Below are 23,928 nucleotides of genomic sequence, written 5' to 3'. Positions count from 1 at the left end.
CTTCTCGTTGTTTGGAGATGCCTAGCACGACATGCTGCATCGCTGCATCCGCAGATTTGACCGTTGCAAACGCCGGCGATGTCGCCGATACCGACCGTCCTTTCGGGTTTCCATCCTCCAGCATCCTGCCCCAATGAGCGTGACACCGTCCAAAACGATGGCTGCACTATGGATGGCGGGCTGGCTGTCGCTGATGCTGGTCATGGCGGTTGCCGGACGCGAGACCACGCGCGAACTGAATGTTTTCCAGATCATGGAAGTGAGGTCGCTGGTCGGCTTCCTATTGCTTTCGCCGATCATCTACCGCGCCGGCGGCCTGAAGGTGCTCAAGACATCGCGCCTGCCGCAGCATGTCGGGCGCAATCTGGTGCACTATGTCGCCCAGCTCGGCTGGTTCTTCGCGCTGACGCTGATTCCGATCGGCCAGGTGGTGGCGATCGAGTTTACGATGCCGATCTGGACGGCAATCCTCGCCGCAAGCTTCCTGTCCGAGCGGATGACGGCATGGAAGATCGCCGCCATCGTGCTCGGACTCATCGGGGTGATCGTCATCGTCCGGCCTGCGACCGGGCAGATCAACCCGGGCCAGCTCATCGCGCTCGGGGCCGCCATGGGATTTGGCATCTCGATGGCGCTGGTCAAATCGCTGACTCGCACCGAAAGCGCGCTCTCGATTCTGTTCTGGATGCTGGTGGTGCAATCGGTCGCGGGCTTCGTTCCGACGCTGTTCGTGTGGACCTGGCCATCGGCCTATGTCTGGGCCTGGGTCGGCGTGATCGCCGTCTGCGGCACATTTTCGCACTACTGCCTCGCCAGCGCGATGCGCTACGCCGACGCGACGATCGTGGTTCCGATGGACTTCCTGCGAGTTCCACTGACCGCGACCGCCGGCTGGCTGCTGTATTCCGAGCGGCTCGACGCCTGGACCGTGCTCGGCGCGGCGCTGATCCTGGGCGGCAATCTCCTGAACCTGAAGCCTGCCTCGCCGATTCCCGCTCGCGCGCAGTGAACCTCTCGCCGCCTGGCGCGACAAAACGAAGTGGCCGTGTGATTTGGATCACGTTGGAGGGGCACTTCATCGTGCACATTCGGCCACACAGCAGCGGGTTGATGCAACGGCCCCCCGTTTCGGTGGCGCGAAGTCGGGCACTTCGTGTAGGTTCGTCGCCAATTTGTTGCTGCCTGCAATTCGATTCTGGGGATTTCAGAATGCGCTATCTCACCTTCCTCGCTTCGCTGATGTGCATGGCGCTGTCGGTCAGCGCCGCGAAAGCCGACCGCCGCGTCGCCTTCGTCGTCGGCAACGGCTCCTACAAGAACGTCGCGCAATTGCCGAACCCGCCGATCGATGCCAAGGCGATGGCGGCAACGCTGCGCAATGTCGGCTTCGAGGTAATTGAAGGGTCCAATCTCAGCCGCGACCAGATGACGGAGAAGCTGCTCGACTTCGGCCGCAAGGCGCAGGGCTCGGACATCGCGCTGTTCTATTATGCCGGCCACGGCATCGCCGTCAGCGGCACCAACTACCTGTTGCCCGTCGACGCCGACATCAAGTCGGAGATGGACGTCAAGCTCGGCGCTGCCATCAACATCGACCTGACGCTCGAGCAAACCATGGGCGATGCCAAGGTCAAGCTCGTCTTCCTCGATGCCTGCCGCGACAATCCGTTCGCCGCCAAGATCAAGTCGAACTCGGCGACCCGCAGCGTCAACGTCCAGAGCGGTCTTGCCGAGATGAAGTCCGGCGAAGGCACGCTGATCGCCTTCGCCACCGGCCCCGGCCAGACCGCGCTCGATGGCCAGGAAGGTAACAACAGCCCGTTCACCCGTGCGCTGATCGACAACATCACCAAGCCCGGCGTCGAGATCCAACAGGCGATGACGTCCGTGCGCGCTCAGGTCAATGAAGAGACCCACAAGGGCCAGCTGCCCTGGGGCCATACCAACCTGATCGGCGCCGTCTATCTCAACCAGGCTCCGACGACCCAGGTCGCCAATGCGGCGCCGACGGCGGCCGGCAGCTTGCCGGCGGCGTCCGCCGGCAATTCGGACGGTGTCGAACTCGAATACTGGCGCTCGGTGAAGGAGTCGAACAAGCCAGAAGAGCTCAACGCCTACCTCACCGCCTATCCCAACGGCCAGTTCAAGGCGCTGGCGCTGGCGCGCCTCGCCGCGATCAAGAGCGGCCCCTCGACCGCGACCCGCACCCTCAACGCGGGCGTCGATCCGGCGACCTTCACCGACGAAGCCACCCAAGTCACCGAGGATCAAATCGGCCTCGACAAGAGCAAGCGCCGCGACGTGCAGCGCCGCCTGACGGCGCTCGGCTTCGACACCAAGCAGACCGGCACATTCAACGACGAGACGCGATCCGTGCTCAAGCGCTGGCAGACGGCGCGCGGCTATCCCGCATCAGGCTACCTCAACAAGCATCAGCACAAGGCTCTGCTCTCGGAGATCGTGGCTGCCCCGGCGACGGCGAGTGACACCAGCCAGAAGCCGGCCCGGCGCGCCGCCAGTGCCCCGCCCCCCAGCAGCGCGCCGGCACCCGCTCCTCATCGCAGCAGTCCCGGCGATGCTGCCGGCGCAGCCTTCGTGGGTGGCGTTGTCGGCGGCATGATGGGCGGCATGTTCCGGCGCTGATCGAAGCAAGATTGAAAATACAAAAGCCCGGCTCGCGCCGGGCTTTTTCGTATGTAATCCTCATGGTGAGGAGGCGCGAAGCGCCGTCTCCAACCATGAAGGCCCCGCTCTCGCAGCGGGGCCCCTTCCATCCTTGGAGACGCTTGTTGCGCAAGCTGCGATGAGGAGCCACACCGCGCGTAACGAGTGAGCCCTACTTCCCCGCCGCCTTGCGCAGTGCCTCGTTGATGCGGTCCTGCCAGCCCGGACCGCTCGCCTGGAAAAACTCCAGAACGTCCTGGTCGATGCGCAGCGTGACCTGCTCCTTGATGCCGGGAACTGCGTTCTGTTTGGGCGGTGCCGCAGCGACCTTCGCCGTCACCTTCTTGAACGCCGCCTCGGCTTCCGTCCTGGCATCGCCAAGCGTACGCGGCCGCCTCGGTTGATCCGCCATGTCCTAGATTCCTTCAAACAGAGCCGTCGAAAGATAGCGCTCGGAGAAGGACGGCACTATTGCCAGGATGGTTTTTCCCGCAGCTTCGGGACGCTTGCCGATCTGCAGCGCGGCCGCGATCGCCGCGCCCGAGGAGATGCCACCCGGAATGCCTTCATGCCGCGCCAGCGCGCGGGAGGTCTCGATCGCCGTGGTCGAGTTGATCTTCACGATCTCGTCGATCACCGAGCGGTCGAGGATGTCAGGCACGAAACCCGCGCCGATGCCCTGGATCTTGTGCGGTGTATGCTGTCCCCCTGACAGCACCGGACTCTCCTCCGGCTCGACCGCCACCACACGCAGCGAGGCCTTGCGTGGCTTGAGCACCTGGCCGACGCCGGTGATCGTGCCGCCGGTGCCGACGCCGGCCACGAAGAAATCGATGTTGCCGCCGGTGTCGTTCCAGATCTCCTCCGCGGTGGTGCGGCGGTGCACCTCGGGATTGGCGAGGTTCTTGAACTGCTGCGGCATCACCGAATTCGGCGTCGTCTTCAACAGCTCCTCGGCGGCCGCGATCGCGCCCTTCATGCCTTGCGCCGCCGGCGTCAGCACCAGTTCGGCGCCGAGGAAAGCCAGCATCTTGCGTCGCTCGATCGACATCGACTCCGGCATCACCAGCTTGAGCCGGTAGCCGCGCGAAGCCGCCACGAAGGCGAGCGCGATGCCGGTATTGCCGGAGGTCGGCTCGATCAGCACGGTGTCGGGCTTGACGATGCCTGCCTTTTCCATGGCGATGATCATCGCCGCACCGATGCGGTCCTTCACGCTCGCGGCAGGATTGAAATATTCAAGTTTTGCCAAAATGGTCGCGTTCACGCCGTGCATGCCGGGCAGCCGGCGCAAGCGCACGATGGGGGTGTTGCCGAAGGCATCGACGATCGAGTCGTAGATCCGGCCGCGGCCGGCTTGGTGCGCTGCACCCGTGGTGGACGATGCGTCCATGATGAACTCCCTGTGGCGGCGATCTGTACTTCAATCCCAACCGTTGCGCAGTTACAGACAGCTTGCGGCGACACGCAAGCGGCAATGCCGTACATGTTAAATACGCTGCATCGCAAAATCACGTGAGCGGTCGAATCAGAAAACCAACGTATTTGTGTCGCGACCTCGTCAACCGCTTCTGCTTATGTTAGACTTAGGTCTCAAAAACAGGGAGGTCACACGATGTCAGCAGTTGCTGAAGTGTTGTCGACCGTCGCGCTGAACCGCGATCCGCGTTGCAGCGAGTTGCCTACCTGTCCGGTCTGCGCCGACTCCATGGTCGCCGCCGAAGCGTCCGCCTACGTCTCGGACCGCGTGATCAGTTATCTCTGGACCTGCGACAATTGCGGCTACGGCTTCGTGACCAAGCACGCCCTGAAGCAACGCTTCATTTGCAACTGATCCAGATTGCAGCTGATCTAGCGTAGGGCGATGTCGCCCCTCGCCCAGTCCTCGCGCGTGCGCTGGTAGAACTCATCGAATTGTCCCTGCGCGATCGCAGCCCTGATGCCCTGCATCAGGAACTGGTAGTAGGCGACATTGATCTCGGACAGCAGCATCGCGCCCAGCGTCTCGCCCGCCTTGACGAGATGGTGCAGATAGGCGCGCGCATAGGCGCGCGCCGCAGGCCATGAGCTCTCTTCGTCGAGCGGCCGCGGATCGTCGGCATGACGCGCATTGCGCAAATTCACCTGGCCGAAGCGCGTGAAGGCGACGCCGTGCCGGCCGTTGCGGGTCGGCATCACGCAATCGAACATGTCGATGCCGCGCTTCACCGCTTCGAGGATGTCGTCGGGCGTGCCGACGCCCATCAGATAGCGCGGGCGCTCTCTCGGCAGCAATGGCGCGGTCTCGTCGATCATCGCCAGCATCACCGCTTGCGGCTCGCCGACGGCAAGGCCGCCGATCGCATAACCGTGGAAGCCGATCGCGACCAGGCCTCTAGCACTCGCATGACGAAGCTGCGGCACGTCGCCGCCCTGCACGATACCAAACAGCATGTAGCCGTCCGGCGCGCTCGAGAAGGCGCGCTTGCTGCGCTCGGCCCAGCGCAGCGACAATTGCATCGCGCGTTCGATGTCGGCGCGCTCGGCCGGCAGCCGCACGCATTCGTCCATCTGCATGGCGATATCGGAGCCGAGCAGCCGCTGCACCTCGATCGAGCGCTCCGGCGATAGTTCGACCTTGGCACCGTCGATATGCGAGCGGAAGGTCACGGCGTTCTCGCTGACCTTGCGCAGATCCGCCAGCGACATCACCTGGAAGCCGCCGGAGTCCGTCAGCATCGGTCCGTTCCAGCCGGTGAACCGCTGCAAGCCGCCGAGCGCCGCGATCCGCTCGGCGCTCGGACGCAGCATCAGGTGGTAGGTGTTGCCGAGCACGATGTCGGCGCCGGCATCGCGCACCTCGCGCCAGTGCATGCCCTTCATGGCACCGGCGGTTCCGACCGGCATGAAGGCCGGCGTCCGCACCACGCCGTGCGGCGTGGTCAGCCGCCCGGTGCGCGCGGCGCCATCCGTGGCGAGCAATTCAAAGTGATTGGGAAGGTCATTGTCGGGGGTCATGGCGGTGCTTATTGCGTGTCGGAGCAGGCCGATCAACCGCCAAGCCGCGCTCCGGCCGGTTTGTGCTTCAGACTGGGGCATCAACCGCGCCGGATCGATGCCCTTCACCCTTGTCAAACAAAACGAAACAGTGTAGTTTTTCTCGTTGGGGCTGGACGTGATGCCGCGGCGAATTTGCCGGCGGCGGTAGATGCGTGATCGCCAGCCACCGACAATGCCCACCCCTTCCTCGACCGACGCATCCGTCTCCGCGCGCGACTGGATCAGGCAGACAGCTGCCGGCCTGATCCAATTGCTGGTCCTGATGTGCAGCCTGGCGCTCGGCGCCTGCACGTCCCTGCCCCGCACGCCCTATACGGCCGCAGAAGCCAGCACATCGCGCGTGCTGGATATCGACGGCCTCAGGCGTTATGCCGACGAGCCCGTCACGAAATTCAGCTTCGAGAAGGACACCAGCACCGCGACCAAAACCTATCTGGCGCTCTCCGGCGGCGGTGCCGACGGCGCCTATGGCGTCGGCGTGCTCAACGGCTGGACCGCGGCCAGAACCCGCCCCACCTTCACCGTCGTCTCGGGCGTCAGCACCGGCGGCCTGATCGCGCCCTTTGCGTTCCTCGGCCCGCAGTATGACGACACGCTGAAGGAGGTCTACACCAGCGGCATCGCGGAGAGCCTCCTGAACGATCCCAGCATCATGCGCGTGCTGTTCGGATCCGGCCTGTTCGGCAACACGCGGCTGCGCGAGCTGGTCGCACGCTATGTCGGACCCGAGATCATGGCCCAGGTCGCGCGCGAGAATGCCAAAGGTCGCAAGCTGTTGGTGGTGACGACCGACCTTGACACCCAGCGCACTGCGATCTGGGACATGGGCAGGATCGCCGCGGTCGGAACGCCCGAGGCCCTGAAGCTGTTTCGCGACGTGATGGCGGCCTCGGCCAGCATTCCCCTGGTGTTTCCGCCGATCATGATCGATGCCGAAGGCGGGGGCCGCAAGTTCCAGGAGATGCACGTCGACGGCGGCGTGACGGCCCCGGTGCTGACATTGCCGGAAGCCCTGCTGTTCCAGAGCGGACGCCTGCCCGGCAATGCGAAGATGGACATCTACATCCTCGTCAATAAGAAGATCGAACGCAACTTCGAGCTCGTCTCCAACGGCACCATCGACGTTGCCTCACGCAGCCTGTCGGCGATCACCCAATCGCAGACGCGTTCGATCATCTTCTCGACCTACGATTTCGCCAGGCGCAACCGACTGGGCTTCCATCTCTCCTACATCGCGCGCGACTATCCGGCGCCACCGTCGGAAGGGTTCGACACCGCCTATATGCGGGCGCTCTATCAATACGGATATGACAAGGCCGCGTCCGGTCAGGCCTGGACCTCCACGGTGCCGTGAGCTCGCGTGGGGGAACGAGGCCCTGCCGAAATCGTTGACGATACCGCCCATTCGGCCAGATTCGCGATGACGCCTCGGCTCCTGCACGATATAGAGCGAATGACGACTGTCCGAAACGCGCAGGAATCATTGGGCATGGGATTGACTGCGACCAAGACGAGATCGGCAGCGCCGCGGCGCGAGGTGCCGAAATCGCGCGGCGGCCGGCCGACGAAGTCAGCCGCGATCGAGCGCGACCAGCGGCTGATCGAAGTCGCCACCCGCCTGTTCCTGGATCGCGGCTTCGATGCGACCTCGCTCGACGCGGTCGCGGAAGCCGCCCGGGTGAGCAAGCCCACGGTCTATTCCCGCTATGGCGACAAGCGCGGGCTGTTCGCGGCCGTGCTCCGGCGCGAAATCGAGCGCTGGCTCGCGCCCTTGTCGGCTGCGGCTGAAACGCAGCTCTCGAGCGGCTCCGACATTCCAGTCGAGCAGCGGCTGGTCGAGATCGGACGCGAGCTGCTGACCTTCACCTGCGGTCCCGACGCCGTCGCCTTCAGCCGCATGATGACGTCGCAGGCCATCAACTTCCCCGACGTCGCCAAGCTCGGCAAGGAGGAAGGCTGGCTCAAGGCCGTCGCCACCACCGCGCGCTTCTTCGACCATCTGGTGGCGCAAGGTGCGCTCGATGTCGAAGACACCACCATCGCAGCCGAGGTGTTCCTCGACGTCGTCGTCGGCCACACCCACCGCATGGCGACGTTCGGAACGGCGCTGGAACTGAAGGCCGCGGAAAAGCGCATGCGCGCGGCGATCAAGCTGTTCCTGGCCGGCGCGCTGGGGCCTGCCGACCGCGTCCGGAACGCTCCCAAAGTCACGCCGCGGCGCCGCTCCTCCCGCTGACAATTCCGTGAGCTTGCGATCTTTCCCCAAGCGGGCCGGCACGGCGTCATTGACCAAAATAAAACGATACGGTATGGTTTAGTTATAAGTCGATGCGGGCCGCTTTTTTCACCAGCCCCAAAGAGGTCCGCACCGCTTCGATCGTCACGGCAGGTCCAGCCCGCCGCGGCGTTCCGCGGCCGGCCTTTGCCCAAGGCCGGCCGCGAATTCTTTACGATCATCCGGCACACTCGCAGGCCGAAGGTTTCGAGCATGACGACAGCCAGACGATGGACCTCGCAACTGCTCGCGGCCGCCTTGCCCGCGCTGCTGCTCGCCGCACCGGCGCAGGCGGTCGTGACCACGGGCACGCCGACCGCGCTCCACAGCGACGCAGATGGTGATGCCGAGGCGGAGCGCCAGGCAGTCAGCCGCGAGATCGAACGCTTCCGCTCTTCGTCGATCACGATCGGCCAGGCCATGGCGATTGCGGAAGCCCGCCATGCCGGCGCCACGACGGCGGATGTGAGCTTCGACGGCGCCTCGGGCGTGCCGGTCTACCGGGTGAAGACCCTGCACAACGACCGGATCTGGCGCCACACCATCAATGCCGCGACCGGCGAGCTCGTCGGCGGCGAAGCCGCCCTGCCCCTCGCCGAGCTCGACCATGAAGACCGCAGCAATCTCGCAGCGCTCGGCGCGATCAGGCACCGCCTTGCCGATGCCGTGCGCGTCGCCGAGCGCGCAGCCGCCGGCAAGGCCATCAGTGGCGGCCTCGTGCGCGAGCGCGGCCGGCTCAATTTTGCGATCGTCGTGATCAGCGGCGACGAACTCAAGGAGGTCATCCTGGAGCCGCCGGGCGCCCGGGCCAGATAGCGGCGGGGTTCGCGCCCCGTCATCGGCCGGGGACGAAAAGCCATTGACGGCGGCAGGACTCTCCCGCATAAGTCGCCGCCATGTTCACGACCACCAAACGCACGACCAAAACCACCACGGCCCCAGGGGCCCAGGGAGGCGTGCGCGCGTAGGTCGTCGACTTGAACGCATCAGCTCTACCGAAGCCCCGCCCTCGATGGTCCGGGGCTTTTTTGTTGTCTAATTCGCAAATCTCAATGGAGGACAAAGTGAGTAACGATCCCGTCGTCGCTATTGTCGGCGTCACCGGTGCGGTAGGCGCCGAATTCATCGCCACCATGGACAAGCGCGGCTTTCGCGTCGGCAAGCTGAAGGCGCTGGCCAGCGCCCGCTCGGCCGGAAAGACGGTGTCGTTCCGCGGCCAGAACGTCGTCATCGAGGAGCTCAATGAACGCTCCTTCGAAGGCGTCGACATAGCCCTGTTCTCCGCAGGGGGCGGCATCTCCAGGAAGTATGCGCCGATCGCGGTCAAGGCCGGCGCGGTGGTGGTCGACAACTCCTCTGCCTTCCGCATGGATCCGAACGTGCCGCTGGTGATCCCCGAGATCAACGCCAACCGTATCCGCGACCACAAGGGCATCATCGCCAACCCCAATTGCGCTGCGATCACCGCGCTGGTGCCGCTCTGGCCGATTCACCGGCAGAACCGCATCAAGCGCGTCATCATTTCGACCTATCAGGCGGCCTCCGGCGCCGGCGCCGCCGCGATGGAAGAGCTGGTCGAGTCCACCCGCGCCAATCTCAACGGGCAGGTCTATACGCCCAAGGTGATGCCCCACCCCTACGCCTTCAACCTCTTCAACCACAACACGGCCGTCGACCCCGACACCGGCTACAACGACGAAGAGACCAAGGTCATCAAGGAAACCCGCAAGATCTTCGAGGACGAGACCATCGCGGTCGGCGTCACCTGCGTGCGCGTGCCGGTGCTGCGCGCCCATTGCGAAGCCATCACCTTCGAATGCGAGAGGCCGATCACCGAGGACCAGGTCCGCGCCATCATGGCCCGGGCGCCCGGCGTGAAGGTGGTCGACGACCGCGCCAGGAACTACTTCCCGATGCCGATCGACGCCTCGGGCCAGGACGACGTCCTGGTCGGCCGCATCCGCAAGGATCTCAGCGACGCTAGCGGCCATTCGATCTCGATGTTCGTGGCGGCCGATCAGCTGCTCAAGGGCGCGGCGCTGAATGCGGTGCAGATCGCCGAGCTCCTGCCCCAGCGCGTGATGGCGTGAGCCGACCTTCGGACAGGCGGCGTCAAGCGTCCGCCTGTCCCTCGAGCTCCTACGCCAATCCCTTCAATGCCTGTTTCATCGTGAGCCTGACGGGAACATCGACGAACACGGTGGCTGCGTACGCCACCGCCGCGACGATGGGTATCGCGACGAGCCCGACAAGGGCGGACTGGATCCCAAGCTGCAGCGCGCAGACCTCCACTGCATGGAACGTCACGACCTGCAGGACATAGATCCCGTAGGACAGCAGACCGAGGGTCTGCATGATGCTTGCCAAAGCGCCTTTCGGAGGATCGAAGCGCGCGCAGATCATGATGGCCAGCGGAAACACGACAAGGACCGAGACCAGGCTCAACGCGAGATCGAGACTTGCGGGAAAGCCCACTGCAAGAATGGCGGTGACGAGAGCAAACGCGCCGAGCGCGAATCCGGATCTTGCCGGCTGCAACCGTGCCGTTTCGTGAAACCGGTAGAGCAGCACGCCCGCAAAGAACGAGAATCCGACCCGGATCACACCGGCTCCGAACGTTTCCCAGGTCGGTCCGCCGCCGAGGACGCCGCGCTTCCCAACTTCGATGCCGAACCCTAGCCATCCCATCGCCGCGCAGACCACGAGCGCAACGGCGAAGCCGCTCACGAGCCGGATCAGGGATTTCGTGCCGAGCCGCGCTCCAAACACCGCAAACAGCAGATTGGCCGCAAGCTCAAAGAGCAGCGACCAGGCGGCGAAATTGAACGGGTACAGATCGGCATCGGGATAGGCAGCATTCGGGGTCGGGAGCATCAGCGCGCTGCACAGCAGACCGAGGGTCCTTTGCACCGAGTCCGGCACGCCGTCTGCAAGCTGGCCGAGCAGAAATGGCAGCGAGAGGATGAACGCCAGAGCATACAGCGGGTAGAGCCGCTGCACCCTGGCGAGCATGAACGACCGAACCGGCATTCCCTGGAGGAAGCGCTTTCGATAGGCGTGCTCCAGCACGAAGCCCGAGAGAACGAAAAAAAGGTCGACAGCCAGATAGCCGTTCCTCATCCATCCGGTCGGCCCCGGCGCGCCTTCCCAGAGGAACGGAGCATGGCGCAGGGCAACCATGATGGCCGCAACGCCGCGCAATCCGTCGAGCGCGACGAATGTTCGTTCCGCGAACGGGATTGTTGCGGTGTGCGCTGCCGGGATCGGCAAGTTTACCACTCCTTAACCGACCGCCGACGTCGATTGGCAGGCACGCCCCGCCAAAAAGGCCGGCATCGGCCAGGCGCCTCCATCGTTCGGCAGGACGTTAGGCCCAATTGCTTGCGAAACAGCAAAGATGCAGAAGCAGCGACAACGCACCGCCTTGGCCCGGGCTGCGGCCGCGCCCGATCTTGGATTTAAGCCTCGGCTGCCCGAAACAGCAGGCAGCCATCACCGTAGGAATAGAATCGGTAGCCCTGCGCGATGGCATGCGCGTAGGCCTGCTTCATCGTCGGTAGCCCCGAAAATGCCGACACCAGCATGAACAGCGTCGACTTCGGCAAATGGAAGTTGGTGAGCAGGATGTCCACGGCGCGGAAGCGATAGCCGGGGGTGATGAAGATCGAGGTTTCCGCGGCGAACGGCCGGATCGTGCCGTCCTGGCTGGCTGCGCTTTCGAGCAGACGCAATGACGTGGTGCCGACCGCGACGATGCGGCCGCCGTTCTTTCGCGCCGCGTTGAGCCGCTCGGCCGTCTCGGCCGAGATGGTGCCCCACTCGGCATGCATCTTGTGGCCTTCGGTATCGTCCGCCTTCACCGGCAGGAACGTCCCAGCCCCGACATGCAGCGTGACACGCTCGATGCCGACGCCGCGCTCGCGCAATGCCTGCTCCAGCGCCGGGGTGAAATGCAGCCCCGCAGTCGGAGCCGCCACCGCGCCTTCGTTGGCCGCGAACATGGTCTGGTAGTCCGCAAAATCCTGATCGTCGGGCGTGCGCTTCGAGGCGATGTAGGGCGGCAGCGGCGGACTGCCGAGATCGGCGATCGCCTGGTCCAGCGCCGGGCCGTGGAACGAGAACGACAGCGTCACCTCGCCCTCGCTGCCCTTGGCCTCGACCTCGGCATCGAGATGGCCGAGCAGGCAGACCTTGCCTTCATTGCCGAAGCGGATGCGGTCGCCGGCCGTGAGCTTCTTCGCCGGCTTCACCAGCGCCTGCCAGCGCGAGCCGTCGAGCCGCTTGATCAGCGTCGCCTCGATCTTCGGCTCGGTCTCGCGGCCGATGCGGCGGCCCTTCAGTTGCGCCGCGATCACCTTGGTGTCGTTGACGACGATCCGGTCGCCGGGCCTCAGGCATTGCGGCAGGTCGGCGATGGTCCGGTCGCGCAACGCGCCGTTCTCCACGACCAGCATCTTGGCGGAATCGCGCGGGCTCGCCGGGCGCAAGGCGATGCGCTCGGCGGGCAGATCGAAATCGAAGAGATCGGTGCGCATATCCAGAACTTGTCATCGCCCGCGCAGGCGGGCGATCCAGTACTCACGATCGTTGTCGTAGCCACCGCTGGTGGTTACTGGATGCCCCGCCTGCGCGGGGCATGACACCGGCGAAGCGTCATTCCTTGTCCGCGGCCATCCGCGCCTTGACGATCTTGTCGGGGTTCTGCACGGGCTCGCCGCGCTTGATCTTGTCGACGTTCTCCATGCCCTCGGTGACCTTGCCCCAGACCGTGTACTGGTTGTCGAGGAAGCGGGCATCGTCGAAGCAGATGAAGAACTGGCTGTCGCCGGAATCGGGGCTCGCGGCGCGGGCCATCGAGGCGGTGCCGCGCACATGCGGCTCCTTGTTGAACTCGGCCTTCAGCTTCTTGCCGGAGCCGCCGGTGCCGGTGCCATGCGGGCAGCCGGTCTGCGCCATGAAGCCCTCGATCACGCGGTGGAACACGATGCCGTCATAGAAGCCTTCGCGCACGAGCTCCTTGATGCGCGCGACGTGGCCGGGCGCGAGATCGGGCCGCATCTCGATGGTGACGGGGCCCTGCGTGGTCTCGAGGATCAGGGTGTTTTCGGTGACGCTCATGCTCGTCTCTCTTGCGTTAGGGGTGAAGTCTTCCGATTGCGGAACTGGATCGCGAATGGACGTCCCGCGGCGGCGCCGGCCATTGCATCGGTAAATGGCATCGGCGTGCAGCGTTGCAACGCCTCCATCACCGCGATCCGGTATTGCAGCCGGTCATTGTCGGAGGCCTCCGCGGATTCATAGGTAATCCTCGGATGGCCCAGAATGTTTCCGGCCCGGTTAAAGCTCACCACGACCGTGATGTCGACTGGGCGCGCCTTGGCCGGCGACGGCGGCCTCCAGCAGGTGCGCAGGTGCCGGAAGATGTCCTGGATCGTGTTGACCTGCGCGTCCTGCGCGGCCGTGCTGGAAACCCCGAGCAGCAGCATCGCGGCAACCAGCAGCAGCTTGCCACCGCGGCGCGCCATGGTCTCTCCTATTTGATGTCGGAGGCGACCTGAACCTTCACCATCTTGTCGGGATCGGTGACGGAGCCGCCTGGCGAGCCCGGGGGCGCCTTCTTCAGCTTGTCGACGACGTCCATGCCCTGCACGACCTCACCGATCACGGTGTACTGGCCGTCGAGGCTGCCGCCATCGGCGAACATGATGAAGAACTGCGAGTTGGCGCTGTCGACACTGTCGCCGCGTCGGGCCATGCCGACGATGCCGCGGGCGAAGTGCACCTTGGAGAATTCCTGCTTCAGGTTCGGATATTTCGAGCCGCCGGTGCCGTTGCCGTTCTGACCATCGCCCGTCTGCGCCATGAAGCCGTCCATGACGCGGTGGAACGGCACGTTGTTGTAGAACCCCTCGCGCGCGAGCTGCTTGATGCGCTCGGCATGCTGCGGCGCGATGTCGGTCCTGAGCTTGATGACGATGCGGCCCTTGGTGCTGTCGATGACGATGGCGTTGGCCTTGTCGAGGTTTGCCGGCAATTGCTGCGCCACCGCCGGCACCGCGAACAGAAGCGCGGCAAGAACTGCGAGAATTCGGATCATGACAACTCCGGTCAGGATGAGAAAGGAAGCGGGCCGTTATCCGGCGAATTTGGCCTTGAGCTGTGCCGCGACCTGCGGCGGGACAAAGGCCGAGACGTCCCCGCCCATGCCGGCGATCTGGCGCACCAAAGTGGCGGTGATCGGGCGGACCATGGGCGAGGCCGGCAGGAAGACCGTATGCACCTCGGGCGCCATGGCCTCGTTCATGCCGGCAAGCTGCATCTCGTAGTCGAGGTCGGTGCCGTCGCGCAGGCCCCGGATCATGATGGTGGCACCGTATTTGCGCGCCGAGGTGACCGACAGATCGTCGAAGGTGACGGCTTCGAGCACGCAGCCAGCCTGGGCTGCGAGCGGCCCGCAGACATCATGGAGCATCTTCAGCCGCTCCTCGGTCGAGAACAGCGGCTTCTTGCCGGGGTGCACCCCGATCGCGACGACAAGCCTGTCGCACAGGGAAACACTGTGCCGGACCACGTCCAGATGGCCGTTGGTGATGGGGTCGAAGGAACCGGGATAGAAGGCGATGCGCGGCATGCCTCCCTCCTACCGCGCCCGGCCCGGCCCGGCAAGCCGGGCGAGTTCCCTGGCCGATTCCGGCAAATTTCCGCGGGTCGTGGCGGCGACGGCCGGTTTGTTTCGTCCTAAGGGCCGCCACGAAACAAAACGGACAGCGAACGAAACCATTTTAGGTGCCGGCGAAGACGTCGCGAAACCGGGCATGGTTACCAATCCCACCAACGAATGACGGGCCGCACCACAAGGCGCTTGCGGCCGCATCACAGGGGACCGTCGATGATCAAGACTCTTTCAGCGATTGCCATCTCTGCATGCGTTGCCGCAGCCCTCACCCTCCTGCCCGGCTTTGCCCCGACCGTCGAAGCCAGCGTGCCGCAGCCGCTGGCCAAGAGCGACCGGCTCGATATCCGCAACATCGGAAAGGACTGCTCGCAACAGGCCTGGCCGAACTTCGAGGCCTCGTGCCTGCGCCGCGCCGGCACCAAGGCCAATGTCCACGAGGCGCGCCTGGTGACGGCAGACCGCACCCCATAGTCGAAATTGTCGCGACATCACTCCGCATTGTCCGCGCGGGACTTCGTCCGCGCGCGGTGCCCGTTCGTCTCTGCCCAAGCAGCATCGATGTGACCCAGCGGGCCGGGCGGCCCCTCCCGTAGCATGACCAGAAAGGCTTCATGACGGCGGTCGACATCCCGAAGGTCCGCCGGGGTCGAGAGGTTGCGCCGGGCGTCGCCGGCGACGAGGTCGGCGTGCACTTCAAGACACGTCAGACGTGCCGGATCGCGCTCGACACCGACGACTGCGGTAAGCACCTCCAGAATCCGGATCAGGATGGCCGCGTTGGCCGATGCGTTCTGCCGGATCATGTGAAACATCACATTGAGGAGACCGGCGCGCCCTGAAAAACGAAGTGTCCTGGTCTGACCAGCATCCTGATTGATGTGTTTTGCTCGGCCGCCCAGTCCGCGAGCCCCCACTCGTCCAGATGCTGCAGATATCCCTGCCTGGGATCGACAATAACCGTTCTGTCCTCGCAGAACCCGGCGGGAAGCTCCTGATCCCGACGCTGTTCGGTCGTCAGACGCCTTATCGCCGATTGGATTTCGTCGCTCACCAGTTCAATGACGGTGTCGACATTGATCCGGCCGGCCATCTGCCCGACAAAATACACAAGCATCGCCACGCAGACGAAAGCCAGAAGGATCGCGACGGTCAGCGAGAGGTGCGGGATGAATGCCCCCTCAGCCGCGGTACGCACGCTGCGCAGCACGATCATTGCGTAACAAAAGGTCCCCAGAAACACTCCGAGTGTGAACTGATTGCCGCGATCCTTGGTGAAATTTCGGAGCAACCGCGGCCCCATCTGGCCTGCTGCAGTGAGAGAGCCGCGATCATGATCGAGAACACCGTGCCAGCAACGCCGATAATCGACGAAGCGACGGTGCCGAGCAAGGTACGGGCCCCGGTCGCACCGCCGTTGTAGAACCACTCTTCCAGCATCCAGCCGGGAACGAGCCCGCTGCGATCAAGTCCGACCAGAGCGAGCGCGCCGAGCACTCCTGCAAGGACGAGCATGGCCGGAAACAGCCAGAACGCATCGGCCAATTCGTCAATCAGCCTGCGAAGTCGTGCGGTCATTATTCACCGAAGGGTCGGTACCGTACCAATGATGATGCTCGCCAGGCAGATTTCGGCGCGCCGCAGACGCGATTGATCGTGTCACTCGGTCACGACCACGTCGCCGGACATCGTCTGCTCCGAGGCAGCGCATGAGAACGACATCGGGGTCGATCGCATTTCACTTCGCAAATGCGATATTCTTGTTGTACCATGGCTAACCCCGCGCTTGATCCGGACGCGAGCGACGTTGCAGCCATCGAGTGATGTCCGGCGAATGCATCTTCGAACCGGTGGCGCCGCGTAGAACGGAGCCCAGCCACTTGTTTTCCCTCCTCGAGCTTGCAGCTATTCTTCTCACGCTTTCAGCGGCATTCGGCTGGCTCAATCACAAATTCATTCCTCTGCCGCACACGATCGGACTGCTCGTCATGAGCGTCGCGACCTCCGTCATATTGGTCATGATCGATGTCGCTTTTCCGAAACAGCATCTGTTCGAACCGCTGACCTCGGCGCTGCTGCAGATCGACTTCGCCTCCGTCGTCATGAACGGAATGCTGGGCTTCCTGTTGTTCGCCGGCGCCCTTCACGTCGATCTGGACAAGCTGCGCAGCCGCGCGATTCCGGTCGCCATCATGGCCGGTCTTGGCACTGTAGTCTCGACCGCCGCCATCGGTTTCGGAATCTGGGCGGCCGCCGGGTTGATCGGCCACCCCATGACCCTGGCCTGGGCGCTGGTGTTCGGCGCCTTGATCAGCCCGACCGATCCTGTCGCCGTGCTCGGCGTCCTGAAGAACGTGCAGGTGCCTGCCAGCCTTGAAGTCGAGATGCAGGGCGAGTCCCTGTTCAACGACGGCGTCGGCATCGTCCTGTTCGTCATCCTGCTGAGATTTGCCACAGGTAACGGCGAGGACACCGGTGGGTTTGCCATCCTCGAGCTTCTTCTGCTCGAAGCGGGCGGCGGCCTGCTGCTTGGTCTGATGACCGGCTACATTGCGTATCTGGCGATGCGGTGGATCGACGACTACCCGATCGAAGTGCTGATATCGCTTGCCCTGGTGACCGGCACATACGCGCTGGCGCAGCGGCTCCATGTCAGCGCCCCCCTGTCGGTGGTGGCGGCCGGACTCCTGATCGGCGATCGCGGTCCTCGCTACGCGATGAGCGAGCGAACCCGTAGCTACGTTTACGCGCTCTGGACCCTGATCGACGAGATCCTCAATTCAGTCCTGTTCCTGCTGATCGGACTTGAGGTGCTCGTGCTGCGCTTCGAACCATCGGCGCTGGTCGTGGCGCTCGCAACGATTCCGATTGCTCTCGTCGCGCGCCTGCTGGCCGTCGCCGCTCCGCCGCTCGCGTTTGCGTGGACCAACCTTCTGTCGCTACAGAACGTCCCGTTCCTCACCTGGGCGGGCGTGCGCGGCGGCATTTCGGTTGCGCTGGCGCTGTCCGTTCCCGACAGTCCGGACAAACCCATTATCCTCGCCGCCACCTATGCCGTCGTTCTCTTCAGCATCGTCATCCAGGGCTCCACCCTCGGACTCGTTGCAAGCAGGACGATCCCGGCGGAAGCCGGCTCGGACGCAGCGCCGGAGCCGAAATCCTGACAAAGCGCCGGCTGGCCCGACGCCGGCCTCGGCAAGCAAATTCCGCGCGAACGCAGCTTTCAGGCGAACGCGCCGCGGGGGGCGTCCGTGGACACAATCGGAGGGAGCGCCGCTGGGTCCGGTGCAGCGCCCGCTTAGTCTAGCTCCCGCCTTCGCCGTTCCCGTTCTCCGCCTCTTCCGTGATGTGCTCGACCGAAACGACGTGCTCGTCCTCGGCGGTGTCGAACACGATCACGCCTTGCGTCGAGCGGCCGGCGATGCGGATACCCTCGACCGGGCAGCGGATCAACTGGCCCTTGTCGGTGACCAGCATGATTTGATCAGCATCCTCGACGGGGAAGGATGCGACGAGGTTGCCGTTGCGGTTGTTGACGCTCATGGCGACGATGCCTTTGCCGCCGCGCCCCGTGGTGCGATACTCGTAGGACGAGGTCCGCTTGCCGTAGCCGTTGACGGAGACGGTCAGCACGACCTGCTCCTGCGCAGACATCTCGGCATAACGCTCCTGCGACAGCTGGAAGCTGCCGGAGATCTCCTCGGCCTCGGTATCGGCCGGCGCCTCGTCCGCCGCAGCTTCGCCCGCCACCGCACGGCGCATCTTCAGGTAGGCCGAGCGCTCGTCCGAGGTGGTCTCGACGTGGCGCAGGATCGCCAGAGAAATCACCTTGTCGGCGTCGGCGAGGGCGATGCCGCGCACACCCATCGAGGTGCGCCCGGTGAACACGCGCACGTCGGTGACGGGGAAGCGGATGCACTGGCCGCCGGCGGCGGTCAGCAGCACGTCGTCGCGCTCGGTGCAGATCTGCACGTCGACGATCGCCTCGTTGTCGTCGAGCTTCATGGCGATGATGCCGGAGCGGCGGACGTCGACGAAGTCGGACAGCTTGTTGCGACGGACGTTGCCGCCCGTGGTGGCGAACATCACGTCGAGCTCGCCCCAGGTCGATTCATCCTCCGGCAGCGGCATGATGGTGGTGATGCGCTCGCCCTGCTCCAGCGGCAGGATGTTGATCATCGCCTTGCCGCGCGCGTTCGGCGCGGCCATCGGCAGCCGCCAGACCTTTTCCTTGTAGACCTGGCCGCGCGAGGAGAAGAACAGCACCGGCGTATGCGTGGACGCCACGAACAGGCGGCTGACGAAATCCTCGTCGCGGGTCTGCATGCCGGAGCGGCCCTTGCCGCCGCGGCGTTGCGCCCGGTAGGCCGACAGCGGCACGCGCTTGACGTAGCCGGCGTGGGAGACGGTGACGACCATGTCCTCGCGCTGGATCAGGTCCTCGTCCTCGACCTCGCCCTCCTGCTCCATGATCACGGTGCGGCGCGGCGTGGCGAATTCGGCCTTCACCTCGGTGAGCTCGGTCTTGATGATGTCGAGGATGCGGGCGCGCGAGCGCAGGATCTCGAGATATTCGCCGATCTCGCCGGCGAGCTTTGCGAGCTCCTCGCCGATCTCGTCGCGGCCAAGCGCGGTGAGACGTGCGAGGCGCAGCTCCAGGATCGCCCTTGCCTGCTCCAGCGACAGGCGGATGGTGCCGTCTTCGCTGATGCGGTGACGGGGGTCGTCGATCAGCGTGATGATGTCCTCGACGTCGCGCGCGGGCCAGTCGCGCGTCATCAGCGTCTCGCGCGCGGCGGCCGGCGTCGGCGAGTGCCGGATCACCTTGATGATCTCGTCGATATTGGCGACCGCGATGGCGAGGCCGACCTGCTCATGCGCGCGCTCGCGCGCCTTGCGCAGCCTGTATTTGGTGCGGCGGGTGACGACCTGCTCCCGGAAGCCGACGAAGATCGTCAGCATGTCCTTCAGGGTCATCGTCTGCGGACGGCCGGAATCGAGCGCGACGGCGTTGACGCCGAAACTGGTCTGCAGCGGCGTGAACTTGTAGAGCTGGTTCAGCACCACGTCGGGCACCGCATCGCGCTTGAGCTCGACGACGACGCGGTAGCCGTCGCGGTCGGATTCGTCGCGAAGATCGGAGATGCCCTCGATCTTCTTCTCCTTGTAGAGCTCGGCGATGCGCTCGACCATCGTCGCCTTGTTCACCTGATAAGGGATCTCGGTGATGACGATCGCCTCGCGTTCCTTCCGGATCGTCTCGAAGGTGACCTTGCCGCGCATCACGATCGAACCGCGGCCGAGATGATAGGCGCTGCGGATGCCCTGGCGTCCGAGGATGATGCCGCCGGTCGGGAAATCCGGGCCCGGGATGATGTTGTTGAGCTCGTCGATGGTCAGCGACGGATTGTCGATCAGCGCCACGCAGGCGTCGATCACCTCGCCGAGATTGTGCGGCGGGATGTTGGTGGCCATGCCGACCGCGATGCCGCCGGCGCCGTTCACCAGCAGGTTCGGGAACCGTGCCGGCAGAACCACGGGCTCCCGCTCGGAGCCGTCGTAATTGTCCTGGAAGTCGACCGTGTCGTCGTCGATGTCTTCGAGCAGCTTCAGCGCGATCTTGGTCAGGCGCGACTCGGTGTAGCGCATCGCCGCGGCCGGATCGCCGTCGACCGAGCCGAAATTGCCCTGCCCGTCGATCAGCGGCGCGCGCATCGAGAAGTCCTGCGCCATGCGAACCAAGGCGTCGTAGATCGCCTGGTCGCCATGGGGATGGTACTTGCCCATGACCTCGCCGACGGCACCGGCGGACTTCTTGTGTTTCTTGTCCGGGGTGTCGCCGCGATTGTTCATCGCGAACAGGATGCGGCGGTGCACCGGCTTCAACCCGTCGCGCGCATCGGGCAGCGCACGCGCCACGATCACGCTCATGGCGTAATCGAGATAGGACTTCTTCATCTCCTCGTAGATGGAAACGGGGCGAATATCCGAGGGATGCGCCGGCTGGTCGCCGGGCTTGTTGTCGTCGTCAGCCAAGGGGGAATCCGGTGAGTTCTTGTCTGGGAATCATATAGCGCATCGGGGGTCGGATAACCACCCTCGCGGGAGGATCGAGAAGCGCTTTTTCCGCTTATTTTTCCAACGACTTACGGCTTCGGACAAGGTGCCTCGGGCAACCCCGGAAATGGCACCGCGGAACCGCCTCCGACACCCCGAAAACCGCGCCGCGCGGCGCGCCCCACCGGCCCGTTCGCAGCGCTCTGGAGCTGCGGAGTGCCGTCGTCTGAAATGTCGGGTCGATTGAATTCAAGCCGGACATGAAGCGGGCCCGGAAAACCCGAGCCCGCCCCGTCGACTAGCCAGAATTGCTGATACGACACGCCAGGCTCCATGCGCTCGGCGCGTCTCGACAGGCGCGATCCGCGTCCTCAGAACGGGATGTCGTCGTCCATGTCGCTGTTGCGGCCACCACCGGCGGCAACGGGACGACGCGGCGCGCTGCTGACCGGACCGGAGGAGCCGAAATCGCCGCCCGGCTCGTCGCCGAAGCTTCCGCCTCCTCCGCCGCCACCGCGGCCATCGAGCATGGTCAGCGTCGAGTTGAAGCCCTGGAGCACGACCTCGGTCGAATACTTCTCGACCCCGCTCTGGTCGGTCCATTTGCGAGTCTGCAGCGCGCCCTCGATGTAAACCTTGGCGCCCTTCTTCAGGTATTGCTCGGCGACCTTGCAGAGCCCTTCATTGAAGATCACGACGCGGTGCCACTCGGTCTTCTCCTTGCGCTCGCCGGTATTCTTGTCGCGCCAGGTCTCCGAGGTCGCGATACTCAAATTCGCGATCGGCCGCCCGTCCTGGGTGCGGCGGATTTCAGGATCCTTGCCGAGATTTCCAACCAGAATGACCTTGTTGACGCTTCCCGCCATCGCCGCTCTCCACTCCGAATGCCGCTGAATTTCAAAAGGGCGAGGCCCGCTGTCCGCGTTCCTCTGCGCCTGTTGAGGCGACCCTATACGCTTGCGGGCACCAATCAGCCCGCACCCCTCAGGGTTATCCCCACATATAGCATTCCCGTCGGCTCCGTTCCAGATTTGTTCTTCATGCCAAAAGGACAGAACAATTTGGCTTCAGGCCGATGGCAGGGGAACCCGGATGGAACCTTTCCGGGTTCCCGAGAAATACAAAAACCGCTTAACATTCATCAAGTTGCAGCCACCTCAATCGGCCGGCGAGTGTGGCATTTCGGAGACGGACTTTGCCCATTCCTTTGGCTATCGTTGCCTCGGAATTAGTTCATATGGGCGTCGCGCCTGATCAGCCGCTTTCGGAGACATCGAGAAGCGGACGAAACTGGGGAGACTGCAATGAATAAGATTCTGTTTGGTGCAATCAGTGCGATGGCGTTGGGGCTGGCGGCTCCTGCAAGTGCGGCGGATCTTGCCGCGCGTCCCTACACCAAGGCTCCCGCGCCGATGGTCGCCGCCATCTACGACTGGAGCGGCTTCTACATCGGCATCAACGGCGGTGGCGGCACAAGCCACAAGTGCTGGGACTTCGTGACTCCGGCAACCGGCGTTCTGGTCGGCGAGGGCTGCCACAACGCGACGGGCGGCACGGTCGGTGGCCAGGTCGGCTATCGCTGGCAGTCGACGAACTGGGTGTTCGGCTTCGAAGGACAGGGCAACTGGGCCGACTTTACCGGCGACAACATCAGCGCGGTGTCCGGCCTTCGCAACCAGTCCAAGATTGACTCTTTCGGTTTGATCACCGGACAGGTCGGCTACGCCTGGAACAACGTCTTGCTCTACGTGAAGGGCGGCGCCGCCGTCGTCGGTGATCGCTACCGGACCTACGATTTGGCGACCGGTCTCGAATTCGACCGGGCCAGCGAGACCCGTTGGGGCGGCACGGTGGGCGCGGGCGTCGAGTTCGGATTCGCCCCGAACTGGTCGGTCGGCTTCGAGTACGATCACATCTTCCTCGGCCACCGCACGGTCGACTTCACCGGATCCGGCAATTTTGCCGCGGCTCCGCTCGGTGCCTTCACTGCCTCCGATCGCATCAGCCAGGACGTCGATATCGGCCTTATCCGCGTGAACTATCGCTGGGGCGGCCCGTTGATCGCAAGATATTGATATCCGCTGATATTGTTTTGAGATCAAAGGCCGGCCTCGCGCCGGCCTTTGTTGTTCGGGCGCAGAATTGCCCGTGGCAATGAGTCAGTAACCATCACCTTTTGCGGCGTTGTGGCTTTTCGGAGACACAACTTGCGGCTTTGTTGGTGTAAGCATCGCGCCAGTTGGGCCGTTTGAGTCCGCTGCCCTTCCGGTCACGGAAGGCAACAACAGAAACTGGGACTGGGATTAAGTTAAAAATGAAGAAGGTTTTGTTGGCTTCGGCCTGTTTGTTCGCTCTCGCCGCTCCTGCCTCGGCGGCCGATCTCGCGGCGCGCCCCTACACCAAGGCTCCGGTCGCTCCGATTGCTGCGGTCTACAACTGGACCGGCTTCTACCTCGGTATCGTCGGCGGCGGCGCCTGGGAAGCCAGTTCGGGCGACCCGAAGATGCAGGGTGGCTTCGTCGGCGGCACCGCCGGCTATAACTGGCAGACCGGCAACGTCGTGTTCGGCATCGAGGCCGATGGTGCCTGGGCCGACGTCAGCGCCTCGGCGGCTGGCACCGTTTTCGTCGCCGGCGTCGGTGGCATCCCCGCTTCGGTGAGCTCCAAGACCGACGCGATGGGCACCGTGCGCGGCCGCATCGGCTGGGCTGTGAACAATGTGCTGCTGTACGGCACCGGTGGTTACGCCTGGATCGACAACAAGATCACCGCGACCCTGGGCGGCCTCTCGGCCTCCGACAGCCAGTTCCACTCGGGCTGGACCGTCGGCGCCGGCGTCGAGGCGTTCTTTGCTCCGCAGTGGTCGGTCAAGGGCGAGTACCTCTATCGCAGCCTCGGCGGCGAGACCTACTTCGGTGCCGTCAACACCGGCACGCTCAACCTCCACACCGTGCAGGTCGGCGTGAACTATCACTTCGGCGCCCCCGTGGTCGCCAAGTACTAAGCTACGCTTCAGCGCCTCAGCGTGACGAAAGGCCGGCCTCGCGCCGGCCTTTTTGTTTTGCGCATCTGGCTAGGGCTAAAGGTTTCTGCTGCCAGATGCCGCCAGCGCGCCAACAATCCGTTGACGATTCGCAAGTCGCACTGGAAATCTGCCGCCGTTCTTCCTACGTTCGCTGCCATACCCATCGGCGCCGTTCCCGGTTCCGGGCGAAGCGCG

24 protein-coding genes and 1 pseudogene are annotated in these 23,928 nt (G+C 64.4%); 12 read left to right on the top strand and 13 right to left on the bottom strand.

The window, feature by feature from the left end; all coding sequences use genetic code 11:
• Positions 1-133: 133 nt before the first annotated feature.
• Both XH87_RS10485 and XH87_RS10480 read left to right on the top strand, forming a co-directional pair.
• Complete coding sequence (locus XH87_RS10485; protein WP_271587208.1) at positions 134-1,009, top strand: DMT family transporter; 876 nt, start codon at positions 134-136, stop codon at positions 1,007-1,009.
• Positions 1,010-1,209: 200 nt separating this feature from the next.
• Positions 1,210-2,643 carry a caspase family protein gene (locus tag XH87_RS10480; protein ID WP_271587207.1) on the top strand — a complete coding sequence of 478 codons (1,434 nt, stop codon included), beginning with the start codon at positions 1,210-1,212 and terminating at the stop codon, positions 2,641-2,643.
• 193 nt (positions 2,644-2,836) lie between these two features.
• On the opposite strand, the gene XH87_RS10475 is transcribed toward XH87_RS10480, so the two are convergent.
• A complete protein-coding gene (locus XH87_RS10475; RefSeq protein ID WP_271587206.1) occupies positions 2,837-3,076 on the bottom strand; it encodes a BrnA antitoxin family protein in 240 nt (79 codons plus the stop codon).
• 3 nt (positions 3,077-3,079) lie between these two features.
• Complete coding sequence (gene cysK, locus XH87_RS10470; protein WP_212373154.1) at positions 3,080-4,057, bottom strand: cysteine synthase A; 978 nt, start codon at positions 4,055-4,057, stop codon at positions 3,080-3,082.
• A 222-nt stretch (positions 4,058-4,279) separates the two neighbouring features.
• On the opposite strand from cysK, the gene XH87_RS10465 reads away from it, so the two are divergent.
• Positions 4,280-4,498: a hypothetical protein gene (locus XH87_RS10465; RefSeq protein WP_035702696.1), complete on the top strand. Its 219-nt coding sequence runs from the start codon at positions 4,280-4,282 to the stop codon at positions 4,496-4,498.
• A gap of 17 nt (positions 4,499-4,515) precedes the next feature.
• Here XH87_RS10465 and tgt read toward each other — a convergent pair whose 3' ends face one another.
• Positions 4,516-5,661: a tRNA guanosine(34) transglycosylase Tgt gene (gene tgt, locus XH87_RS10460; RefSeq protein ID WP_271587205.1), complete on the bottom strand. Its 1,146-nt coding sequence runs from the start codon at positions 5,659-5,661 to the stop codon at positions 4,516-4,518.
• 190 nt (positions 5,662-5,851) lie between these two features.
• Here tgt and XH87_RS10455 point away from each other — a divergent pair, with 190 nt between their 5' ends.
• The 4 genes from XH87_RS10455 to XH87_RS10440 all read left to right on the top strand — a co-directional run bounded on the left by XH87_RS10455 (position 5,852) and on the right by XH87_RS10440 (position 10,068).
• Positions 5,852-7,057, top strand: coding sequence for a patatin-like phospholipase family protein (locus XH87_RS10455; RefSeq protein WP_271587204.1), 1,206 nt, complete (start codon positions 5,852-5,854; stop codon positions 7,055-7,057).
• A 135-nt stretch (positions 7,058-7,192) separates the two neighbouring features.
• On the top strand, positions 7,193-7,939 hold the full coding sequence (locus XH87_RS10450; RefSeq protein WP_271587203.1) for a TetR/AcrR family transcriptional regulator: 747 nt from the start codon (positions 7,193-7,195) through the stop codon (positions 7,937-7,939).
• Between the two features lie 252 nt (positions 7,940-8,191).
• Positions 8,192-8,794: a PepSY domain-containing protein gene (locus tag XH87_RS10445; protein ID WP_271587202.1), complete on the top strand. Its 603-nt coding sequence runs from the start codon at positions 8,192-8,194 to the stop codon at positions 8,792-8,794.
• Between the two features lie 236 nt (positions 8,795-9,030).
• Positions 9,031-10,068 carry an aspartate-semialdehyde dehydrogenase gene (locus XH87_RS10440; RefSeq protein WP_271587201.1) on the top strand — a complete coding sequence of 346 codons (1,038 nt, stop codon included), beginning with the start codon at positions 9,031-9,033 and terminating at the stop codon, positions 10,066-10,068.
• A 49-nt stretch (positions 10,069-10,117) separates the two neighbouring features.
• On the opposite strand, the gene XH87_RS10435 is transcribed toward XH87_RS10440, so the two are convergent.
• From XH87_RS10435 to coaD, 6 genes are all read right to left on the bottom strand, one after another.
• Positions 10,118-11,257 (bottom strand): acyltransferase family protein, encoded by a 1,140-nt coding sequence (locus XH87_RS10435; protein WP_271587200.1) that lies wholly within the window; start codon positions 11,255-11,257, stop codon positions 10,118-10,120.
• 179 nt (positions 11,258-11,436) lie between these two features.
• Positions 11,437-12,513, bottom strand: coding sequence for a tRNA preQ1(34) S-adenosylmethionine ribosyltransferase-isomerase QueA (gene queA, locus XH87_RS10430; protein ID WP_271587199.1), 1,077 nt, complete (start codon positions 12,511-12,513; stop codon positions 11,437-11,439).
• A 118-nt stretch (positions 12,514-12,631) separates the two neighbouring features.
• Positions 12,632-13,096, bottom strand: a complete 465-nt coding sequence (locus tag XH87_RS10425; RefSeq protein WP_035702663.1) for a peptidylprolyl isomerase — start codon at positions 13,094-13,096, stop codon at positions 12,632-12,634.
• The gene (locus XH87_RS10420; protein WP_271587198.1) at positions 13,093-13,503 is read right to left on the bottom strand and encodes a hypothetical protein; all 411 of its coding nucleotides are present in this window, start codon (positions 13,501-13,503) and stop codon (positions 13,093-13,095) included. Before XH87_RS10420 ends, XH87_RS10425 begins: the two co-directional genes overlap by 4 nt.
• A gap of 8 nt (positions 13,504-13,511) precedes the next feature.
• Positions 13,512-14,075, bottom strand: a complete 564-nt coding sequence (locus XH87_RS10415) for a peptidylprolyl isomerase (protein ID WP_025036418.1) — start codon at positions 14,073-14,075, stop codon at positions 13,512-13,514.
• A 36-nt stretch (positions 14,076-14,111) separates the two neighbouring features.
• Complete coding sequence (gene coaD / locus XH87_RS10410; protein ID WP_271587197.1) at positions 14,112-14,609, bottom strand: pantetheine-phosphate adenylyltransferase; 498 nt, start codon at positions 14,607-14,609, stop codon at positions 14,112-14,114.
• Here coaD and XH87_RS10405 point away from each other — a divergent pair.
• Together XH87_RS10405 and XH87_RS10400 are read left to right on the top strand one after the other, a co-directional pair.
• Entirely contained in the window at positions 14,599-14,820 is a 222-nt protein-coding gene (locus XH87_RS10405; RefSeq protein ID WP_271587196.1) for a hypothetical protein, read from the top strand. The genes coaD and XH87_RS10405 overlap by 11 nt on opposite strands.
• Before the next feature lie 47 nt (positions 14,821-14,867).
• The gene (locus XH87_RS10400) at positions 14,868-15,125 is read left to right on the top strand and encodes a hypothetical protein (RefSeq protein ID WP_271587195.1); all 258 of its coding nucleotides are present in this window, start codon (positions 14,868-14,870) and stop codon (positions 15,123-15,125) included.
• Between the two features lie 17 nt (positions 15,126-15,142).
• On the opposite strand, the gene XH87_RS10395 is transcribed toward XH87_RS10400, so the two are convergent.
• Together XH87_RS10395 and XH87_RS10390 are read right to left on the bottom strand one after the other, a co-directional pair.
• On the bottom strand, positions 15,143-15,457 hold the full coding sequence (locus XH87_RS10395) for a hypothetical protein (RefSeq protein ID WP_271587194.1): 315 nt from the start codon (positions 15,455-15,457) through the stop codon (positions 15,143-15,145).
• Between the two features lie 8 nt (positions 15,458-15,465).
• Positions 15,466-16,166, bottom strand: a pseudogene (locus XH87_RS10390) (DUF2254 domain-containing protein).
• A gap of 365 nt (positions 16,167-16,531) precedes the next feature.
• Here XH87_RS10390 and XH87_RS10385 point away from each other — a divergent pair.
• Positions 16,532-17,815, top strand: coding sequence for a cation:proton antiporter (locus XH87_RS10385; RefSeq protein WP_271587193.1), 1,284 nt, complete (start codon positions 16,532-16,534; stop codon positions 17,813-17,815).
• A gap of 139 nt (positions 17,816-17,954) precedes the next feature.
• On the opposite strand, the gene gyrA is transcribed toward XH87_RS10385, so the two are convergent.
• Both gyrA and XH87_RS10375 read right to left on the bottom strand, forming a co-directional pair.
• Positions 17,955-20,687 (bottom strand): DNA gyrase subunit A, encoded by a 2,733-nt coding sequence (gene gyrA, locus XH87_RS10380; RefSeq protein ID WP_271587192.1) that lies wholly within the window; start codon positions 20,685-20,687, stop codon positions 17,955-17,957.
• A gap of 392 nt (positions 20,688-21,079) precedes the next feature.
• Positions 21,080-21,574, bottom strand: coding sequence for a single-stranded DNA-binding protein (locus XH87_RS10375; RefSeq protein WP_027575349.1), 495 nt, complete (start codon positions 21,572-21,574; stop codon positions 21,080-21,082).
• Positions 21,575-22,012: 438 nt separating this feature from the next.
• On the opposite strand from XH87_RS10375, the gene XH87_RS10370 reads away from it, so the two are divergent.
• Together XH87_RS10370 and XH87_RS10365 are read left to right on the top strand one after the other, a co-directional pair.
• On the top strand, positions 22,013-22,783 hold the full coding sequence (locus tag XH87_RS10370) for an outer membrane protein (protein WP_271587191.1): 771 nt from the start codon (positions 22,013-22,015) through the stop codon (positions 22,781-22,783).
• Between the two features lie 239 nt (positions 22,784-23,022).
• On the top strand, positions 23,023-23,712 hold the full coding sequence (locus XH87_RS10365; protein WP_271587190.1) for an outer membrane protein: 690 nt from the start codon (positions 23,023-23,025) through the stop codon (positions 23,710-23,712).
• Positions 23,713-23,928 lie beyond the last annotated feature (216 nt).

Origin of the sequence: Bradyrhizobium sp. CCBAU 53415, assembly GCF_028128735.1 — a bacterium.
GTDB lineage: Bacteria > Pseudomonadota > Alphaproteobacteria > Rhizobiales > Xanthobacteraceae > Bradyrhizobium.
This window is presented reverse-complemented; position numbering and strand designations above follow the sequence as displayed.

Coding starts and splice junctions, on each gene's coding strand:
- XH87_RS10405 (WP_271587196.1), top strand. CDS start 14,599: ATGCGCGGCATGCCTCCCTCCTACCGCGCCCGGCCCGGCCCGGCAAGC.
- queA (WP_271587199.1), bottom strand. CDS start 12,513: ATGCGCACCGATCTCTTCGATTTCGATCTGCCCGCCGAGCGCATCGCC.
- cysK (WP_212373154.1), bottom strand. CDS start 4,057: ATGGACGCATCGTCCACCACGGGTGCAGCGCACCAAGCCGGCCGCGGC.
- tgt (WP_271587205.1), bottom strand. CDS start 5,661: ATGACCCCCGACAATGACCTTCCCAATCACTTTGAATTGCTCGCCACG.
- XH87_RS10475 (WP_271587206.1), bottom strand. CDS start 3,076: ATGGCGGATCAACCGAGGCGGCCGCGTACGCTTGGCGATGCCAGGACG.
- XH87_RS10365 (WP_271587190.1), top strand. CDS start 23,023: ATGAAGAAGGTTTTGTTGGCTTCGGCCTGTTTGTTCGCTCTCGCCGCT.
- XH87_RS10450 (WP_271587203.1), top strand. CDS start 7,193: ATGGGATTGACTGCGACCAAGACGAGATCGGCAGCGCCGCGGCGCGAG.
- XH87_RS10420 (WP_271587198.1), bottom strand. CDS start 13,503: ATGGCGCGCCGCGGTGGCAAGCTGCTGCTGGTTGCCGCGATGCTGCTG.
- XH87_RS10455 (WP_271587204.1), top strand. CDS start 5,852: ATGCGTGATCGCCAGCCACCGACAATGCCCACCCCTTCCTCGACCGAC.
- XH87_RS10465 (WP_035702696.1), top strand. CDS start 4,280: ATGTCAGCAGTTGCTGAAGTGTTGTCGACCGTCGCGCTGAACCGCGAT.
- XH87_RS10440 (WP_271587201.1), top strand. CDS start 9,031: ATGGAGGACAAAGTGAGTAACGATCCCGTCGTCGCTATTGTCGGCGTC.
- XH87_RS10425 (WP_035702663.1), bottom strand. CDS start 13,096: ATGAGCGTCACCGAAAACACCCTGATCCTCGAGACCACGCAGGGCCCC.
- XH87_RS10400 (WP_271587195.1), top strand. CDS start 14,868: ATGATCAAGACTCTTTCAGCGATTGCCATCTCTGCATGCGTTGCCGCA.
- XH87_RS10480 (WP_271587207.1), top strand. CDS start 1,210: ATGCGCTATCTCACCTTCCTCGCTTCGCTGATGTGCATGGCGCTGTCG.
- XH87_RS10415 (WP_025036418.1), bottom strand. CDS start 14,075: ATGATCCGAATTCTCGCAGTTCTTGCCGCGCTTCTGTTCGCGGTGCCG.
- XH87_RS10485 (WP_271587208.1), top strand. CDS start 134: ATGAGCGTGACACCGTCCAAAACGATGGCTGCACTATGGATGGCGGGC.
- XH87_RS10375 (WP_027575349.1), bottom strand. CDS start 21,574: ATGGCGGGAAGCGTCAACAAGGTCATTCTGGTTGGAAATCTCGGCAAG.
- XH87_RS10445 (WP_271587202.1), top strand. CDS start 8,192: ATGACGACAGCCAGACGATGGACCTCGCAACTGCTCGCGGCCGCCTTG.
- coaD (WP_271587197.1), bottom strand. CDS start 14,609: ATGCCGCGCATCGCCTTCTATCCCGGTTCCTTCGACCCCATCACCAAC.
- XH87_RS10370 (WP_271587191.1), top strand. CDS start 22,013: ATGAATAAGATTCTGTTTGGTGCAATCAGTGCGATGGCGTTGGGGCTG.
- XH87_RS10395 (WP_271587194.1), bottom strand. CDS start 15,457: ATGATCCGGCAGAACGCATCGGCCAACGCGGCCATCCTGATCCGGATT.